At 62.1% G+C, this 16,395-nt stretch carries 6 protein-coding genes; 3 read left to right on the top strand and 3 right to left on the bottom strand.

Annotated features, from left to right (window positions below; all coding sequences use genetic code 11):
* Positions 1-12: 12 nt before the first annotated feature.
* From VGB22_06380 to VGB22_06370, 3 genes are all read right to left on the bottom strand, one after another.
* The gene (locus tag VGB22_06380) at positions 13-1,812 is read right to left on the bottom strand and encodes a S41 family peptidase (protein HEX9750894.1); all 1,800 of its coding nucleotides are present in this window, start codon (positions 1,810-1,812) and stop codon (positions 13-15) included.
* Positions 1,813-2,094: 282 nt separating this feature from the next.
* Positions 2,095-4,458, bottom strand: coding sequence for a tetratricopeptide repeat protein (locus VGB22_06375; protein ID HEX9750893.1), 2,364 nt, complete (start codon positions 4,456-4,458; stop codon positions 2,095-2,097).
* Positions 4,459-4,583: 125 nt separating this feature from the next.
* Positions 4,584-6,947 (bottom strand): S8 family serine peptidase, encoded by a 2,364-nt coding sequence (locus VGB22_06370; GenBank protein ID HEX9750892.1) that lies wholly within the window; start codon positions 6,945-6,947, stop codon positions 4,584-4,586.
* Between the two features lie 903 nt (positions 6,948-7,850).
* Here VGB22_06370 and porU point away from each other — a divergent pair.
* The 3 genes from porU to VGB22_06355 form a co-directional block, all read left to right on the top strand.
* Entirely contained in the window at positions 7,851-11,540 is a 3,690-nt protein-coding gene (porU, locus tag VGB22_06365) for a type IX secretion system sortase PorU (protein HEX9750891.1), read from the top strand.
* A 104-nt stretch (positions 11,541-11,644) separates the two neighbouring features.
* Positions 11,645-14,272 carry a PorV/PorQ family protein gene (locus VGB22_06360; protein ID HEX9750890.1) on the top strand — a complete coding sequence of 876 codons (2,628 nt, stop codon included), beginning with the start codon at positions 11,645-11,647 and terminating at the stop codon, positions 14,270-14,272.
* Between the two features lie 26 nt (positions 14,273-14,298).
* Positions 14,299-16,395: immune inhibitor A domain-containing protein (locus VGB22_06355; GenBank protein ID HEX9750889.1), on the top strand; the 2,097-nt coding region annotated here is incomplete at its 3' end.

Raw genomic sequence — 16,395 nt, 5'->3', positions numbered from 1 at the left:
TGAACTTGTCGTCTAACTCTTATCGCTCGGCGTCAAGAGCTTCGCGTACTCATCGCTCTTGGTGAGAATCTGCAGCGCGCGGCTGATGTATTCATCGGTCCTGAACACCGCGCTCTCGTAGACTCCGCGCTCACCATGCTGCTGGTTGAGAATCGCGCGCGTGATCTCCTGCTTGAGCAGGTCGCCGCTCTCGCCGAAGGAGTACTCTTTCTCCTTGACGACCAATCCGCGCATCTGCTCGATGACGTCCTCGTAGATGGCCAGCCGTTCGGGGTCGTCCTGCAAGCTTTCGACCATGCGCTCCAGTTCGACTTGTGTTTCGGTCTTGTAGTCGAAGTCGGCGTTATCGAGAAACTTCCTGAATTCGTCGAGCACCCTGTCATCGGCCCACCAGTCCAATGGCAGGTTCGCGTGCGACGCGCCGTAGTGCACGGCGAAGCTGAAGAACTTGCCCTGCCGCCACAGGTTGATTTCCAACGGCTTCCAAAGCGTGCGCTCGATCAGCACGTCGGGCACGATCCCGCCGCCGCCGTACACTTTGCGGCCGTTGTTCGTGTAATACACGTCCTCGCTGCGCTCCGCGATGATCAGCGAATCGTCCTCGGCGATTTCTTCGCCTTCCTCATTGACGCGCGGATGTTTGGTGGCGCGGCTCGGCTTCTGAATCGACCGGCCCGAGGGCGCATAGTAGCGCGCGGTCGTCAGCTTCAACGCCACATCCTCGGTCTCCGGCAACCGGAAAATCTGCTGCACCAGACCCTTCCCGAATGTCGTGTTGCCGACGATCAGCCCGCGATCCCAATCCTGCACCGCGCCGGAGACGATCTCCGATGCCGATGCCGTCCCGCCGTCGACTAAGACGACCAGCGGCGACTTCGGATCCCAAAGCGGCGGCTCGCTGGAGAAAAACTTGCGTTTCGATTCGGGGTCGCGTCCCTGCGTGTAGACGACCAATTGGTCTTTCTCGAGGAACAAGTCGGCGGTCTTGATCGCCTGGTCCAGCAGTCCGCCGCCGTTGAAACGCAAATCGAAGATCAGCGACTTGGCGCCCTGCGCATTCAGGTCCCGCAATGCCGCCTCGAGTTCATCTTCGGTCGTCTCGGAAAACTTGTTGAGCCGCAGGTAGCCGACGCTATTGGCGTCGTCGATAATACCGTAGTAGGGGACCGACTTGAGTTCGATGACCGCGCGAGCCACCGTGTAATCGAGCGGTTCGGGCATCCCGGTGCGTTTGATCGTAATCACGATCTCTGTGCCCGCCGGACCCCGCATGCGCTTGGCGGCGTCTTCGGTCGTCATGCCGTCGGTCGATTCCCCCTCGATCATGATGATCCGGTCGCCCGCCTGCAATCCGACGCGTTGCGCCGGCGTGCCTTCGATCGGGGCAATGATCGTGACCGTATCCTCACGCAGATCGATCTGCATCCCCAGCCCTTCGTACTTGCCGTGCGTCGATTCCATCAGCTCATCGTACCGGCGCTGTTCCATCAGCACGCTGAACGGGTCCAACACGTCCAGCATCCCCCGGATGCCCGAGTACACCATGTCCTTGGTATCGATGGTGTCCATGTAGTTGGACTGGATGCGATAGGAGATGTCGTTGAGAAGCTTGGTGTACTTATAGATCGTCTCCCGCTCCAGCCGTGATCCGCCCCGGTCGGAATCGAATGTTTCGTTCCCGGTCTGCGCCCAGAGCGCATCGCGATGTGGCGTCGCCTCACCCGACCCGACGACCCAAATCGTGGCCGCGGCGCACACGGCGAGAAAGAGACTATACAGGCGAAAACGTCGCTCGTTCATCACTGTACCCATGTTTGTTATCGTCCGATGAATGGTTGTCCGATTCGTCCGGTTGCTCCAACAACTGCGTGCGGCCCATCCGCCACTCCAACAATGCGGCCAAGTCCATTGATTTGCAACTATTTATCCACCCTTTGCGCATTCGGCGACGGATTCCACGCCGCAGCCGCTCTGTGAATACTTATGAAGCAATCACTCTGCCTGATTCCGCGATTCTGCCCAGCGCCGGCTCAGTTGTGCCCCTCAACCGATCCTTCTACGTCCCTTGGCGCCTTGATGTTCCCGTAGCGGGCTCTACGGGGCGTAATCCAAAAACTGTTGCAGGTATTCCATCCCGGCCTGATCGGGTGCGCGACGGACATACTCACGCGCCGCCGTGGCCGCCCCCGCGGTGTCCCCCGCATCGGCGGCCAGATAGACCAACTCAAGGTAGGGGAGGGCGAAGGTCGAGTCGATCTGCGCGGCACGGCGAACCAACTCGCCGGAACGTTCCGGTTGTCCCAGATGTCGGTACGTAGTCGCCAGATAATACATGGCCAGCACATTATCCGGGATTCGCTCGTGCGCGCGTTGCAGCGCCGCATTGGCCGAATCATATTGTTCCGAAACGATGTAGACCGTGCCCATGAAAAACGGCGCCGCGGCCGAAGCGGGGAATGTCTGCTCCCATGATTGGGCCGTCGCCAGCGCCTGCCCGGCCCGTCCCTGTAACTGGTACAGGTGGGTCAACAGGCGATACGGATCCTCGACGGTCGCCCCGCGCGCAATCGACTCCCGGTATAATGCGATGGCCCGCGCCGTATCGCCACGCCGTTGCGCCAGCCCGCCCCATGCGGCGTATGCGTTGTACTCCTCCGGGGCCGATCGGACCGCGCGGGAATAAACGCTGTCGGCGTCGTCAAACCGCCCGAGACTCTGCAGCACCGCTCCGTACCGAACCAGATCGGAGTACAGCGCATTCCCGTCGCGGCAGACTCGCCGCAGCGGCGGCTCCGCCCGTGCCATCTCCCCCAATTCAAACCACAGCAAGCCGAGATTGCGGTTCCATTCCGCCCTGGACGAGTCGATGTCGATGGCGCGTTGCAGGCATGCCGCTGCGCTGTCGTCCTGCCCCGCGTGACGGTATGCGCTGCCCAGATTCGCCCACGAGTTCGGATCGTCGGCCTTGAGCGCGGCCCGATACCGGAGATGCTCGATCGCCAGGTCGTACAGGCCGAGCCGGTCATCTAATATCCTGCTCCAGGAGAGGCGCCGTTCCGCCCGCTGGAAGTCGCTCGAATAGTGGACATCGTCGCGCACCAACCGGTCGACGCGCAATGCCGCTCCCACCTCGGAGCGCGTGGTGGCGACGAAACCCCCGACATGCAGAAGCGCCAGCGCCGCAACGGCGACCCACGCCCGATTCTCAATTCGTCGCCGGGGCCGGCCGATCACAACCGTCGCACCCCACAGCGACAAAGGGATGCCAAGCTGCGCCATCAGATCCCAATCACGGAATCCGCCCAGCATCGGATCGATCCAAAAGGCAAAACAGAATCCGCCCGCCGCAGCGACCGCCAATACCGTGCGCCCCGGATCGACCGACTTCCCCACTACGGCGCTCGGTGCGGGCCATCGCCGTGCGAACACCCACACGACGAGCCCGATCACGCCCATCGGCGAGAGAAACAAGATCAAGTTGATTACATCCGAGACGTGCGCCGGGGAGAAGGCCGCGTAGCCGAACTGCGCCGATGGCCACCATCGAACGAAAATGTGAGTGTCGCTGAATATCGATGCCACCGCCGCGCCCAATCCGCAGATCAACAGCCCGCCTGACAATGCCGCCCACGGACGCAACCTGCGTGACGATGCATCGGACGGGCCCCGCACCCACTGTGCATACAAGAGCGCGGGTCCGATCACCAACGACACCATGTGCAGGGCACACGCGATGATCCAGGCCGCCCACGCCCAGCGCATCCGCGCGGCCAATCGAAATGACTCAAACGCGAAGGCCAATGCCCACGCCGATGCGGCCGCGGCCAAACTGTAGACCTCGACGTGGCCGAACCACAGCGCCGTCGTACCGCTCGCGAGCGCTCCGCAAATGATCAAGCGGCGGTGCGACGGATCCCCGCCCAGCGCCCGACTGATGCGCACGACAGCCCACACCGCGAAGACTCCGGCCACGGCGCTCATCAGGGCAAACGTTGTTTGCACCGTGCCGCCGGCCGGCCCGACAATGATGCGGTGCACCGCCCAATGAACTCCCAGGTCCAGCGGGTGCGTGATCAACTGGGCAGCCAGCTTGGGAAACGCGCCGTCTGCGAAGTATCCGGCCACCGTGTAACCGTCCCCATACGCTAACGCGCGCGAGCGCAGGCCAAAGAACAAAAGGCCAAGGATGCTCAGCGCGATCGGGTTTGCGTGCCGGGTTCGGGAGATTGCCGCGACGAGCCGGTCAACACCGTCGCTCACGAATGGGACCATCGACAACGCGACGACCGCCGCAAGCGCCGCCGCCAGCATGCCCGAGACGTCCGAAAAGTAATCGACGCTCCATGTCCAGACGCTCGGAACGCGAATGGTCACGATGTGCAGCGCCGCGAACGAGCCGACGCACCAGAGAACGACCCGGTTGACCGGCGATGACGTCTGCGGGGCGGGGGTGTTCATGGAGATGGCGATCGGACCTGGATCGAAAAGCTACCGGATCGAACCGCCGTCGGCAAGCAGAGTGGTATGCATAGCAAACCGGCCGCGCGGGCGCGGCCGGTCGTCGCTGAGTATGATCGGCTTCCTCATGGGCACGTCGGCGGAGGAATCGCGCGGTACGCCGTGTCGATCAACCGGATGACGTCGAAGACATTGTACATCCCGTCGCAGTTCGTATCGGCGATTGCGGCCGGGTCAGGCAGAGCCCCCGACCGAAACACCACATCGATGAGTGCCACGACGTCAAACACATTGTGGATGCCGTCGAAATTGAAATCGCCGATGAGCAATGGCGGCGTCAGTGACCCTCCGTACGATTCGGCGGCGTAGGTGAAGCCGGCGCTCGTCAGCTCCAGTTCATAGACGCCGTCACCGACCGGATCGGTCGTGATCACGACCGGCTCGCCGGAATTGGCGCCGGCATTGATGCGAAACCAGATTTTCGCGATCGGCCCGTCGCCCGGCGGCAACTCCGGAGCACCGTCGGCGCGCATCAGCATCGCGACTTGTCCGAAGAGCATATTGTTGAAGACGTTTTGCTGCAGCCCGAATCCCTCCGTGCGGCAGCCGGTCGTCCGGATCGAATCCATCCGCGCCGTGGCGGTCGGCGAGACATGCGTGGCGTTGATCGGCAACAGGATTTTGCTGACCGGCAGATTGTTCGTCAGACGGACCTCCACCGCGACTGGTACACCGGCGTCGGATTCGACATCGGCGACACGGAGCGTTTCGGCGAGCGCGGCGACGAAGTCGGTCCGCACTTTGAGCCCGTCGCCGACATCCGTGCTGATGCGCAGACTGACGTCGTACATCCCCGGAGCGAACGTATGGGTCGGATGCTGGGCCGCGGCCGAGTCGCCATCGCCGAAATCCCAGGTCCACGCGGTCGCCGCCGTCAGCGACAGATCGGCGAAATCGACCTCCAATGGAGCGGGCCCGACACGCGGCGTCGCGTCGAAATCGACGCTGGCAATATTGTCCACGGCATTAAACGCATTGACGCGTCCGGAGCCGAGCAACCCGGCATAAGTCGGATTCAGGGCGTCGATGTTGTCCGCCGTGTTGATGATGCGATCGATCATCTCCTCGCGCGTCAACAGCGGGTTCAGCGATTTCATCAGCCCGACCAGGCCGACGACGTGCGGCGCGGCCATCGACGTGCCGCTGTATGCGGCGTAGCTGGGGCTGTAGTGATTGGAAACCGTGCTGCGGATGCTCGACCCCGGCGCCGAGACATCGACCTCCACGCCGATATTGGAAAAGCCGGACTTGGTGTCCGATGACGTCGTCGAGGCGACGCACAGCACGTCCTCGCGCGACTGCAGATAGCCAAACGATGAGTTGCCGTCGTTTCCGGCCGATGCCGATATGATCAGCCCGGCGGCAATCGCATAATCCGTCGCGGCCTCGATGCCGCCGCCATCGGAGGAGCCGAAACTGTAGTTGATCGCCACGGCCCCGTTGTCGGCGGCGTACCGAAACGCATTCGCCACATAGCTCATGTGGGTCCGGCCGTTTTCCGAACCGCCGTCATCGAACGAGTACCCCATGCGCAGACACATGATCTTGCATCCCGGTTCACCGCCTCCGAAACCGCCGGCGATACCGCTGACACCGATTCCATTGTTCGTGACGGCGGCAAACGTGCCGGAGGTGTGCGTGCCGTGCCCGTTGAAATCCTTGGGGTCATGGTCGGCAACCGATCCATCTTCACCCGGCCATACCGCACTCCCTGAAGAAACAAAGTCCCAGCCGATCAGATCGTCCACGTAGCCGTTGCCGTCGTCGTCGATTCCGTTGATATCGTCCGCATCGAACACGACGCCGTCCCCGTCCAAATCTTCCCCGGGATTCACCCAGATGTTGTCGATCAAATCGGGGTGCTCGTAAAGCACCCCGGTATCCGTGTCGGCCAACACCACAGTCGGCGTACCGACGCCGCGATCCCATGCCTCCGGCGCGTCGATGTCGCGGTCAAGTCCGTTCTTCAGATTCGACATCAGCGGGAATGTCGGATCATTCGGCTCGCGCAGGATGTACGCGTAGAAGTCATATTCGACCGCACGCACATTCGGATCGGCGAGCAGATCGGCGGCCGCTTGGTCCAAATCCAGTGTTGGATCCAATTCAAAGACATAAAAGCCGGTCAGGTCCGGCGCACCTTGGGGCGCTTTCATCGGATCGGAACCAGGGAACAGCTCCCGGTACGAATTGAAGTTGTAGATACTCCCCAGAATGTCGACCGACACGAGACCGGTCACGCCGGATTGCGAACTTTTTGCCTGTGGCCGCACGTCGGGTTCAAAATTGACAATGAGCACACCCGGGATGCGCGCACCATGTGAACTGTTGACGGGCCGTCCGGGAAACACGACTCCCTGGGCGCTGCCGCTCAGCCCTACGCTCAGCGCCGCAAGCCCCCACAACAACACATGAAACTGCTTGATCATCACTCAACTCCCAATGGCGTGTTTTGCCGCGATCGCGGCGGGGGTAACGGTGCTGTCGTTAAAGTATGGCGACCGACCGAATCGCCAAATAGGAATATACGGCGTCTCCTCGACCCGTCAATATAATATGCTGACACACAACGACTTCAGACATCAGAGCGTCCCCGGATTCTGACATCGGCCGCCCGTGTGCTTGCAAAAAGTGCGCAACTGGCGTGCGAGTAATCTCCGCATCCGATCGCCGAATCCCTGCTGGGGATGTCTTAAATCGTTGCCGCAGAATCAGGACAACGCCTCTCCACAGCGGCCCCGGATTTGCGTTCTGACGGGAACAGCCCTGTCGATCGCTCGTATCAGAAGCTGGGCGGGCCCGCAGACGTAAAGAATAGTTGACAGAAACAAGCGTAAGATGCTTATTGCCAAGCGGTTTTAAGAGACAGGCAAACGAACTGAGGAGGTTGTAAAGCACCTGGCTGAATGGTTGTTTGCCCGCGATCAGGCGGGTCGACAAGTTCATAGTCGTCGTTGTTCGACGGAGCCAAGGTGCGCCACCAACTCATCGCATCGCTTCTCCCGCTTGTCTTAGTCGCGAGCACTCGCGCGGCTCATGCTGAACCCGTCCCGTCCGATCTTGCTCTCATAGAATCTTCCCCGCAATCCGTCGTTTTTCGATACACGAGCAACGCGCTCTCCACAAGTGAGGGAACACATTCTGATGCGCCGGTTTTCCCCGGAACTGCGATCCGCAGGGACGGGGGTTTTCCACCGATTCCCGGACGCGTCGTCTACGTTGCGATTCCGTCGGATTGTGAATCGGTTCACGCTCAACTCATTGACTATTCCGCCCCGGTTACGGCGGCTTACGCCGGACTCGCGTTTGACGATCCCTCCGCCCTGGATGCCGTGGGCGGCGTGTACCCCTCCGATCGCCTGGTCGTGGACGGCCTCTTCTGGATTCGCCATCAGCATGTGGCCCGCCTCTTTCTGCATCCGGTGTTGATTACCTCTGCGGACGGTGAAGTCAGCCACGTCGCGTCCATGACGGTGAACGTGACCTTCGATCGCCCCGGCAGTGTCGGCCCGATCGCCATGGTGCCGAATCACAGCGGCCCTTTCGACGCGATACTCGACAGACTCGTCATCAACCCCGAACAGGCGCGCCGGTGGCGCAGCGCAGACAATGTGCCCTTGCGCAAAGCGGCGGTCGCCCCCAATCCGTTTGCCGGTGCGAATCGCTGGGTCGCGATCCGGACACGAACCGATGGCCCGGTCGTCGTGACGGCCGCCGATCTTTCCTCCGCCGGCGTCGATCGCGGCACGGTCGATCCGCGTGCGTTTCGCCTGTTTGCCGGCCCCGGACGCCAGGTATCAACGACGATGGCCGATCCCGAACCGCCGTTGCGGGAGGTCGGCATCTCCATTTCCGGCGCCGACGACGGGCGATTCGACCTCGGCGACGAACTCGTCTTTTGGTCGGAGGGGCTCAATCGCTGGGAATTGGATGAGGCGGGTAACCCGACCGATATCGTCAACCGCTACACGCGCGACAATGTCTATTGGCTCGCATTCGACGGCGATTTCGAGGGCCAACCGCGGCGGATCGAGCGTCGACCGTCACAGAATAGCGCCCCCAATCCCGTCGAGCTGTTCAGCGCCACCGCGCGCGTGCGATACGAGGAAGACCGCATATTCCGCAACACGTCGTTTGGCACGGTCGCCAGCTACTATTCGCTGTATTGGCGCAATCAGCGCAGTGCGGAATTGCTGGTTGGGCGTGCGGCATATGCCGAGCCGAATCAGCCGGCACGGTTTGAAATCCGTAGCTGGGCCGGGCGAGAGGGCCTTGATCCCGCGCGTCTCCTCGTCGACAACATTTACATGCCGCCGGCGTTGACCGGCACCGATCCGACCGAGGAGGGTTGCCACGTATCTGTCATCGACGTGCCGTCCTTCGACCCTGGGGCCGAGCACATCCTCGACTTTGCTCCCGACACACTCCCGGGAACGCCGGACTTTCTGCTGGATCACTACAGCATCACGTTTGAGCGACGGCTCGATCTGGCCGATGGCCCCTTTCGCTGTGCGCCGCCCCCCGGATCGCAACTGACGCGGATCGTTTTGGCCAATGCCGTTGCACCGGAACTCTGGGACATTACCGATCCGGCAACGCCGATCACTATCGAGCAGCCCCTGATCAACGGTACACTGGCGTTGTTCACGCTCGATTTGACGTCTCCGCAGCGGCGACTTTTGTATGCGACCGAATCGGCTCTTCGCGGCCGCCCGGTCGCCCTGACAATGGTCGAGCCCCCCGATTTGCACAACCCGGGCACTGCCGTCGATTATGTCATCATCGGTCCGCAGTCGCTCCAGACGTCGATGAACGACTTTGTGTCCTATCGCGTGATGCGCGATGGTCTGTCGGTCCGCTATGTTGCCATCGAAGATGTCTACAACAGCTTTGCACTGGGGTTGATCGATCCGGTCGCGGTTCGCCGCTTCCTGCGACACACGTATGTCCATTGGCCGCAGCCGGTACCGGCATACGCGCTGCTGGTCGGCGACGGCACTTACGACTTCCTGAATCGCACCGGCCTGGGAGGGATCAACTACGTCCCGCCCTATATCACCGCCGAGGGGAGCGCCATCTCCGACGACCGCTATGTCTACTTTTCCGATGATCCGATCCTCGATTCCGACGGTGACGGCGCCGATCCGATCATGCCCGACATGCTGATCGGCCGCTGGCCGGTTCGCAATGCCCAGGAAGTCGCCGTCATCACCGACAAAGTCAGGCGCTACGAATCCTCCGAAAACCTCGGGCCATGGAGATCGCGCGTGGTGGTTCTGGCCGACGATGAATACAGCGAACGGCCGCAAGACGTCATCGATCTGGAATTGACGATTGCCGCCGAGCGCGTGGCCGACAACAGCATCCCGCCGCGGCTGGATATCAACAAGATTTACATGGTCGAGTTTCCGTTCAACAACCCCGATTGCTTTGATCCGGGGGCGCAGGGCTGCACCAAGCCCTCGGCCAGAGAGGCCGCGGTCGCCTCACTCAATGCCGGGGCGCTCCTCTTCAACTATGTCGGGCACGGGAACCGCAATATCCTTGCGCACGAAGGCGTTTTCCGCCGCGCCGAGGACCTGCCCCGCCTGACCAATCGCGACACCCCGACCGCGGTGCTGACATTCTCCTGCGACATCGGGTATTTCGACGATCCGGCCGAGGAGGGCATGTCCGAAGAGTGGCTGCGCATGTCCGGCGGCGGAGCCGTCGCGGTCGTTTCGGCGACCCGCAGCTCGTTTCTGGCCCAGAACACCGAACTGAACGAAGAAGTCTTCGACCTGTTGTTCAATCAGCGGCTGACCGGCATCGCCGCCGCCCTGCTGACCGCCAAGCTGAAACGGCAATACTCGACATCCAACTGTTCGGCCGCGCGTTGCTCGACGGCGCCGCCACGCGCATGCGACATCGACCGCGGCTACATCCTCTTCGGCGATCCGGCGATGCAAATCGGCGCACCGGACAACCGCGTCGTCTTCACGCGCATCGAACCCGATTCACTCACCGCGCTCACGCTGGCCACGGTCGCGGGGATCATAACCGATCCCGACAGCGTCCTGTTGACCGATTTCGATGGCGAACTGTTCGTCACGGTCCGCGATGTTCCACGGCAACGCACCTATGCGATCGCCAGCGGCGCCCTCACCGCAAACTATGATCTGGCCGGAGGGACTCTCTACCGCGGGACGATTCCGGTCACCGATGGGCAGTTCGACTTCTCCTTCATTCTTCCCAAGGATGTTGCCTACGGGCAGACCGGCGCGCGGATTCTCGGACATGCCGTGTCGGCTCCGCGCATGGCCAACGGCGCATCGCGGGAACTGACGGTGGCCGCAACGGCGCAGCCGGTAACCGATACGGCCGGGCCCACCATCATGGTCTTCAACGATGGTGGGGAGCCCATCGCCGACGGCTTTCGTCTGCCCGTCGGTACCGGTCTCACCATCGTCATCGCCGACTCCTCGGGAATCAATCTCACCGGCTCGCCGGGACACCGCATTGAATTCGGTTTCACTGAGGGCGCCAATACGCCGATTGATCTGACTGAGGCGTTCGCGTATGATCCCGGCTCGCGCGTCACCGGTCGCGTCGTCCACCGCCTCGAGGATGTCTCCGAGGGGCCCGCCGGCTTCGTCGTCAAAGCGTGGGACAACGCCAACAATTCCACGATCTGGACCGCGCAGGTCGACATCACGTCCGTGACTGCTGCCCTGGAATTCTCCATCACCGAGTTCATGAGCTACCCGAATCCGTTCGAGGATGAAACGACCTTCTACTTTCGCGCCACCCGTGCCGTGACCCGCGCGACGATTCGCGTCTTCACCCTGGCGGGGCGCAAAATCTGGGAGCTGCGCGATGCCCGCGACGGCGAGGCTGTCTGGCGCGGCACCGATCAGCAGGGGAATGCAGTGGGCAACGGCGTGTATTTGGCGCAGATCGAAGCCCGGGGCGCAGTCGTCAGCGACGGCGGTTCGGTCGATAAAACTACATACAAGGAAACCAAACTGGTGGTCTCGCGATGATGACCGGCGACGTACGGAATCGGTGGGACCACGCGGCACTTAACGATAACAGGGGCACACACCACATGCATTTCACCAGGCCACATTCGATGGACCAATCTCCGATGCGACCGAACCGCGTGTTGTCTCTGCGACACGCAGCGATTCTCGCCGTCCGCGCCGTTTTAATCGCGCTGATATTCCTCGCGTGCCCCCGGATGGCGCAGGCGCAGGTCAACGCGGGTGTTCTTTTCCTGCGCATCGCGCCAGGCGCGCGCGCGGCCGGCATGGGCGAGGCGTTTGTCGCACTCGCCGATGACGCGACCGCGACCCACTACAACCCGGCCGGTCTGGGGATCTATCCGCTCAACAGCGAATGGGATGAGTACGAACACAAAAGTGCCGGCCGGGTGCGTGATGCGGTTCCGCTTCGCAACGGCCTGCCGGGCGAACATGTCGATGCCCACGATCTGTGGCTGTTGACCGACGATGGCCTGGCCGTTTTCCGTTCCGGGCAGAGCGGCATTCCGGCGAATGCCGTCGAACTGTCGACCGGCGGCATGCGTTCGATCACGTCCGCGATTCGCCGCTATGCCCCGTTCTTATCCGAAGGTGAAGCGGACGACATCGCACGGGGTTCGGCGGCGCGCACGGTCGGCATTCCCGCCGAAGAATTTGCCGCCATGATGGACAAGGTCCACGCGGCGATCCCGGAGGATTACCGTGACCGCACGGTCATGGAGAATGTCATCCGTGAACTGGGCATCGCCCACCGCGAGGGACGGCTCGTCAACGACCGCATCCCGGAGCTGCGCACGGCCATCACAGCGCTCCGCGACGGGCCCGCCGATGCCACGCAATTGGATCGCGTGCGTTTTGCCATGGAGCATGCCACCGGGCGCATCCTGCCTTCGAATACGACGCTGTCCCTGTCGGACATCATCCGGCCCCCGGTCACGGCCATCACCGGCGATGGGTCGGTCTTGTACGTAGCCGCCGGCAACGGCTTGCTGGAATTCAATGGTGACCGATGGAGCATGGTACCCGCCCCCGATCAGGCGGAAGATTGGTCGGAAATGTCGGTGCACGCGTTGGATATCGCCGCCGGCGGCCGTCTTTGGGTCGGCACCGACAACGGGATTCTGGTCCGCCACTCCGGACAATGGGCGCGCTTGGGCCCCGAAATGGGACTACCGTCCGGACGCGTCGACATCCTGGCCCTGCACGGCGCCAGCACCGGATGGGTCTACGGCTCATTCGGACTGGCACGCTACGATGGTAATCGCTTCGGCACGGACGATCAGCAGGTGTTAAACGTCGGCGATGATCTCGAATCGCTGTTGTCGCGCTATCTCGATTCCGAAGATGCCGTCCGCATTGCCGCCGTCCGCGACGAAGTCGTGCGCATCAACAATCTCGACGGCGATGCGGGTCTGGAGCCGGGAGATACGGTTTTGGTGCCGTACTCCGCCGGCGTGCGCGGCGAGATTACCGCCATGACGGTCGACACGTACGGTCGGCTGTGGGTCGGATCGAACCTCGGCTCATACCGCTTTGCGCGTGGTGCGTGGACGTCATACGGATATTCCCCGTACATCTCCGAGTCGGAGACGACGACTGAAGCGGTGGCGACTCTGCGGCTGGGACAGCATGCGACGCCGGCGCGCGTGCAGCGGCTGGCCCGATACATCCGGGACTACAACGGGCTGCCCGACGACAACATCCCCGCCGACAGGACGATCTACGTCTATCGCAATCCCGCTGGGGCCGAGGTCAATGACCTGCTGGCCGAAGGAAACGATCTGCTGATTGCCACCTCGGTGGGGCAGTTGGCCTACGAGTCGGGGAAATGGGATCGCTACTTCCACGCCGATCTGGACCATGATGCCGTGCGCGCGATCGCCAGGACCGGCGACGATCTGTGGTTTGTGACCGACGAGCGCGTGGTCGTCTTCCGCAAGTCGCACAAGGAAGTCAGTCTGATGCATGCCCCGTGGCTGCCGGAATTCAACCTCGACTTGTACTTTGAATACCTGACATTTGTGACCAACAAAAAGGGTTATGGCACATTCGGCGCGGCGATCACCTTCCTGACATACGGCGAGATCCCCCGCACCGACGAATTCGGCAATGTCGTCGATCTGTTCCACTCGTTCGACCTCTCCACGTCGATCTCCTATGGCACACGCCTGTCTCACAATCTCGCCGCCGGCCTGACCGCCAAGATCATCTACTCCCGTCTGGCCGATCAGGGCGCCGGCACCGAAATCGGTTCCGGCAGCGCCGTGGCGTTTGCGCTCGATGCCGGCTTTCTGTACAACACGCCGTGGAAACGGCTGACGCTTGGCGGGGCGGTCACCAATCTCGGGCCGGACATCTCCTACATCGACGCGCAGCAATCCGACCCGCTGCCGCGCAATCTCGGAGTGGGTTTCGCATACAAACTGTGGGATTCGCCGTACAATCGGCTCACGCTCGTCACGGATTTCAACAAGGAATTGGTCGACTTGGGCGACGGCGCATCCGATGAGTTCAAGCAAATCATCTACAACGTCGGCGCGGAGTACTGGTACTCTTCGACCATCGCGCTGCGCGGCGGCTACATCCACGACGAGGACGGACAAATCAAGACGATGACGGTCGGCGTCGGCCTGGCGCTGGAAAACATGCACCTGGACATCGGCTATATCCCGTCGCAGGACAATCTGCCGCTGGCGAACACGGTTCGTTACAGCTTTACGGGGCGCTTCTGATCGGGACGGTGACTCACATAAGTGCGATGACCGCTCACACTGTGCTCGTCGCGATGGCGCTGGCCTTGTCCGCGCTGTGCCCTGGCGGACCAGTTTTGGCGGGAGGGCTGATTCCGCTGCGCGCCGACAAGATTGTCGTCGATCCGTCGGCTCGCGCCCGACGCTGCATTTGCCCGCAGCCGTCGCGGCGGAACATTCTCGGATCGGAACGTCCATCACACCGTCCGGCGGGCATGGGGGCGGCCCTGAACGAGGCGCGCACCATCCGCGTCCTCGGCATCCGTGTCGAGTTCCCATTTGAAGAACCCGACGATCCGCTGACCACGGGGCGCGGCCGTTTCGACATGCGCGACACTGTGGCATTCCGCCAGGAGCACGGCCACAACCTCGACACATCTCCGCACGATCGTGCGTATTTCGCGGCGCATCTCCGCGCATTGGGAATCTATTGGAATGTCGTCTCCAACGGCATGCTGACGCTGGACAACACGGTGCTTCCCGTCGCAGCCGACAGCGCCTATCAAATGCCGGAGCCGATGGGCTACTACGGCACACAGGTCGTTGATGATTCGGTGGTCATTGTCGACCGCTTACGCCAATTTGTCGTCGATGCCGCGACGGCCGCTTCCGTTGATCCGTCCGTCATGCTCTCCGACTACGACGCCGTAATTTTCTTTCACGCCGGCGCTGACGGCCAATCCGATATCGCCGGCGACTCGCCGCACGATCTGTTCTCGGCCTTCCTGACGTTGGGTGAAACGCTGATGCTCAAAGGCGGCGCCGACTCGCTGTCGGAAGCGACCATCATGCCGGAGACCGAAATACAGGACAACCGCATCACCGTGCTCAACGGTGTGATGGCGCACGAATTCGGACACCAACTGGGGCTGGTCGATTTGTACAACACCAATTTCGCCGGCCCATTCGCGTTTGCGACACAGATCGGCAATTTCAGTCTGATGGACAACAACGGCGCCGATCTGGGCGTCGAGGCGACCATCGACGAACGCACCCGCATCATCTTCGGCGCCGTGCCGGTCTATCCCGATGCCTGGTCACGCGCCTACCTGGGCTTTGCCGCGGCCGAGACCGTCACCGACACAGCCAATGCCCGCGTGTGGCTCGCGCAGGGGATCGAGGAAGTCCCCGGCAACCGACACATGTGGCGCGTGCCGATTTCACAAACAGAGTATTATCTGATCGAAAACCGCCAAAACGACGTCGTCGGATCGGTCCCCTTGAACAATCAGGGCGACATTCGCATCATCTCGTACACCTCCGGCGCCGGGCTGCGTCTGGATTCAAACACCAATGTCGTTCTCGGTCCGGCCGACACGACCACCTTTCCCGGTCAGCCGCCGGTATTGACCAGCGAATTCGATTTCCTCCTGCCGGGAAGCGGCATCCTGATCTGGCACGTCGATGAAGGAGTCGCGGCGCTCGACTATGTCCCCGACGACGACATCGACAACAACTTTCTGGCCAATACCCTCCAGTGGGACCCCCAGCGCCTGTTCGTCCGGCTCATCGAGGCCAGCGGCCTGAGGCGACTCGGCAGCTCCGGTATCTTCTCCTTCTATACCGGCGGCGAGATCGATTACTGGCGCCAGGGAACGCAGACGGAGTTTTCCAAATCGTCGGTGCCGCGTGTCGGCAGCCATACCGGAGCCGTTCCCGACATCAGAATCCATGGCATCGGGATTTCGTCGCCCTCGATGCAATTCAGTGTCTCCAGTGCAACAAATCTCTCCGGGTTTCCTGTCTTCGCCGGAGAAGCGCATGGCGATCAGGCGGCGATCACGGTCACCGATTTGACGTTGTCAGCGGGACAATGGACGACGCCCCCCGATGGCATGCCGGAAATCTACGCGGCCAATGACGACTACATCCTCGGATGGGATTGGAGTGGGCAGCCGCTCAGCGACGTCGCCATCGTCGACACGACGTTCGACTTTGATACGTCCATCACCGAGCATTCAGTCTTCCCGGTCGCCATCGGTGAAGACGACGGCAGCGACTGGTTGTCGCCGCCGATGATTATGCCCGTTGAGGGCGAAGCGGCGTGGATGGCCGCCATCACGCGCAACGGCCGCGTGCATCGCTGGGAGATGATCGACCGTGAC

This window comes from Candidatus Zixiibacteriota bacterium (assembly GCA_036397555.1).
Classification (GTDB): domain Bacteria; phylum Zixibacteria; class MSB-5A5; order WJJR01; family WJJR01; genus DATKYL01.
The sequence above is the reverse complement of the archived record's forward strand: the minus strand, read 5'-3'. Positions and strand labels throughout refer to the sequence as shown.

Bases quoted from the DNA above. Each gene is read 5' to 3' on its own strand.
- VGB22_06380 (HEX9750894.1), bottom strand. From the start codon at position 1,812: ATGGGTACAGTGATGAACGAGCGACGTTTTCGCCTGTATAGTCTCTTT.
- VGB22_06360 (HEX9750890.1), top strand. From the start codon at position 11,645: ATGCGACCGAACCGCGTGTTGTCTCTGCGACACGCAGCGATTCTCGCC.
- VGB22_06375 (HEX9750893.1), bottom strand. From the start codon at position 4,458: ATGAACACCCCCGCCCCGCAGACGTCATCGCCGGTCAACCGGGTCGTT.
- VGB22_06370 (HEX9750892.1), bottom strand. From the start codon at position 6,947: ATGATCAAGCAGTTTCATGTGTTGTTGTGGGGGCTTGCGGCGCTGAGC.